This is a genomic window from Syntrophales bacterium (genome assembly GCA_030655775.1).
Taxonomy (GTDB): domain Bacteria; phylum Desulfobacterota; class Syntrophia; order Syntrophales; family JADFWA01; genus JAUSPI01.
Genome location: JAUSPI010000199.1, coordinates 1 through 2,846, shown reverse-complemented (window position 1 = coordinate 2,846; position 2,846 = coordinate 1). Strand labels below are relative to the sequence as shown.

Genomic DNA, 2,846 nt, shown 5'->3' with positions numbered 1-2,846 from the left:
CAAGACGGTTCGTATCTCACAGAGTTATTACTTGAAAAAGGCTACATCGTCCACGGCATCATCCGCCGAAGCAGTTCATTCAACACCGGCAGAATAGACCACTTGTTTAATGATAGGGAAGTTTACGGTAAAAAACTTTTCCTGCATTATGGTGATCTAACGGATTCGAGTAATCTGAATCGTTTATTAGAAAAAACAGAACCAGATGAGATATATAACCTTGGCGCTCAATCCCATGTTCAGGTATCATTTGAAGTTCCGGAATATACAGCCGAGGTTGATGGAGTTGGGGTACTACGATTTCTCGATGCCATAAAAGAAGTAGGCCTAAACACAAAATTTTACCAGGCATCCACCAGTGAACTCTATGGCAAAGTCCAGGAAATCCCGCAAACTGAGAATACTCCTTTTTACCCCCGCTCGCCTTATGGAGTCGCCAAACTCTATGCCTATTGGATAATCAAAAATTATCGGGAAGCCTATAATTTATTTGCATGTAACGGAATCCTCTTCAATCACGAATCACCGCGCAGAGGCGAAACTTTTGTAACCCGTAAAATTACCCGCGCCGCCGCCCGAATCAAAGCCGGATTGCAGGATAAACTTTCACTTGGCAACCTTGACGCCAAACGCGATTGGGGCTTTGCCCCGGAATTTGTGGAAGCCATGTGGCTGATGATGCAACAAGAAGAACCAGACGATTTTGTTGTCGCCACAGGTGAAACACATACTGTCCGTGATTTTTGTGAAATTGCCTTTGCTGAACTTGATATGAGTATTGAATGGCAGGGTGAAGGTGTCAATGAAAAAGGAATGGATCAGCAGACAGGCAAAACGCTGATTGAAATCAATCCTCGCTATTTTCGTCCAACGGAAGTTGATCTTTTAATTGGTGATTATTCCAAAGCAAAAGAAAAACTCGGCTGGCAACCAAAGGTAAAGTTTGCAGAATTAGCCAGAATGATGGCCAAAAGCGACTACGAAAAAGTGTTGAAAAGAGGATTCTGAACTACTAATTATCTCAAAGAGACTCCTGCGGAGCGCTAATTTCACTAAAAATATGTATAATAAAAACAATTCGCGTAAATCCGTGTAATTCGTAGTTATGAAACTATTAGAGTAATCCGTGTAATTCGTAGTTTAAAAATGGAAAATTTGGTATTCAAAGAAGAGAGTTACAAAATTATCGGCGCCTGTATGGAGGTGCATAAAGTGCTCGGTCCCGGCTTTTTAGAAGCCGTCTACCAGGAAGCGTTGGCCATTGAATTCAGACATCAGGGAATTCCCTTCGAACAAGAAAAAGAATTAACAATTACTTTCAAAGGTATTGAACTTGAAAAAAAGGGTTCTTTCTCATTTCAAGTGGGTAGAGTAAAATAGAGGAAAAAGGAAGGAGCCCTCAATGGAAGTTTTAGAATCATTATTCAGCAAGGCACTCAAGTTGGAATCTCCGTGGGAAATAACAAAGATAGAGTTTTTAGAGAAAGAAGGAAGGATAAATATCTTCCTTGATTTTCCGAAGGGGAGTGTTTTTCCATGTCCGAAGTGCAAGAAAGAAGTAAAAGCCTATGATACGACAGAGAAGCAATGGCGGCATATGAACTTTTTCCAATATGCATGTTATTTGGTTGTAAGGGTTCCGAGGACAGAATGTAAAGAAGACGGGATACTTCAGATTGAAGTTCCGTGGGCACGAAGCGATGCCGATTTTACCTTTCTCTTTGAATCATTTGCCATGACACTATGCCGTGAGATGCCGGTAAACAGGGTATCCCAGATAATCAAAGTGGATGACAACAAACTCTGGAGGATGATGAGCTACTATCCGGCAGTTGCCGGACGGAAATTAGAGGATTACTCTGGAGTGACTAAAATAGGGATCGATGAGACATCTAAAAGTAAAGGACATGACTATGTCTCCCCCGCCTGACCTTGTCTTTCGGGCAGGCTGTTTGTAGATTTGGATGATAAGAAAACGATCTTTGTTGCAGAGGGCAAGGGATCTGAGACCACTTCTGAATTCAAGGAAGACCTCATGGATCATGGAGGCAAGCCTCTCGATATAACGGATATGAGCATAGACATGTCTCCGGCGTTTATCAAAGGCGTAGAAGAGAACTTTCCCCAGGCGGAGATCACCTTTGATAAATTTCACATCATGAAGATAATCAACAACGCTGTAGATGAAGTGAGAAAGGCGGAAGTAAAGGAGCAAGAGATATTACGAGGACAGAAGTATCTATTTTTAAAGAACAGAGCCAACTTAACGGAATTGCAGAAGGAGAGTTTAAAGGCAATAGAGTCTATGTCGAGGTTAAACTTAAAGACGGTAAGGGCATATCATATTCGTGAGAATTTTCAGGAAATCTACAAGGAGAAGACACGAGAGAACTTTGAGAAGTCGTTAAAGAAATGGTATTTCTGGGCGACACATAGCCGAATTGAAGCAATAAAGGAAGCAGCGAAGACGATAAAGCGTCATTGGTCTGGAGTGCTGCGCTGGTATGACAGCAAGTTAAGTAATGGCATATTAGAAGGGCTCAACAGTTTGGTGCAGGCAGCAAAGGCAAAGGCAAGAGGTTATAGGACATTTAAAAACCTCAGAACAATAATCTATATGCTTACAGGGAAGTTGGACTATAGCAAAGTTGGGTTACCCACTTGAAATGAGAAAGAACCATTTTTCCTTTATCAAATTCCTTAAGTAATCTATAAATGATAAACATCACATGAAAATTCAAAACATATCTACCTCTTTCTGATTTCTATTTCGATGGAATTTGTTAAATTTGGTTTCGATTATTTTGAAAGGAAAACCAATGAAATCCGCAACTGCCGCCCCAGGA

At 41.1% G+C, this 2,846-nt stretch carries 4 protein-coding genes; all 4 read left to right on the top strand.

Annotation, left to right across the window (positions count from 1 at the left end):
• The coding region (gene gmd, locus Q7J27_10740; protein ID MDO9529620.1) for a GDP-mannose 4,6-dehydratase at positions 1-1,008 on the top strand (1,008 nt) is incomplete at its 5' end.
• A 138-nt stretch (positions 1,009-1,146) separates the two neighbouring features.
• Positions 1,147-1,380 (top strand): GxxExxY protein, encoded by a 234-nt coding sequence (locus tag Q7J27_10735; GenBank protein ID MDO9529619.1) that lies wholly within the window; start codon positions 1,147-1,149, stop codon positions 1,378-1,380.
• A 22-nt stretch (positions 1,381-1,402) separates the two neighbouring features.
• The gene (locus tag Q7J27_10730; protein MDO9529618.1) at positions 1,403-1,930 is read left to right on the top strand and encodes a transposase family protein; all 528 of its coding nucleotides are present in this window, start codon (positions 1,403-1,405) and stop codon (positions 1,928-1,930) included.
• A 30-nt stretch (positions 1,931-1,960) separates the two neighbouring features.
• On the top strand, positions 1,961-2,665 hold the full coding sequence (locus tag Q7J27_10725) for an ISL3 family transposase (GenBank protein ID MDO9529617.1): 705 nt from the start codon (positions 1,961-1,963) through the stop codon (positions 2,663-2,665).
• Positions 2,666-2,846: the final 181 nt, after the last annotated feature.

Excerpts from the sequence above, each read along its gene's own strand:
- Q7J27_10735 (MDO9529619.1), top strand. The coding sequence starts at position 1,147 with ATGGAAAATTTGGTATTCAAAGAAGAGAGTTACAAAATTATCGGCGCC.
- Q7J27_10730 (MDO9529618.1), top strand. The coding sequence starts at position 1,403 with ATGGAAGTTTTAGAATCATTATTCAGCAAGGCACTCAAGTTGGAATCT.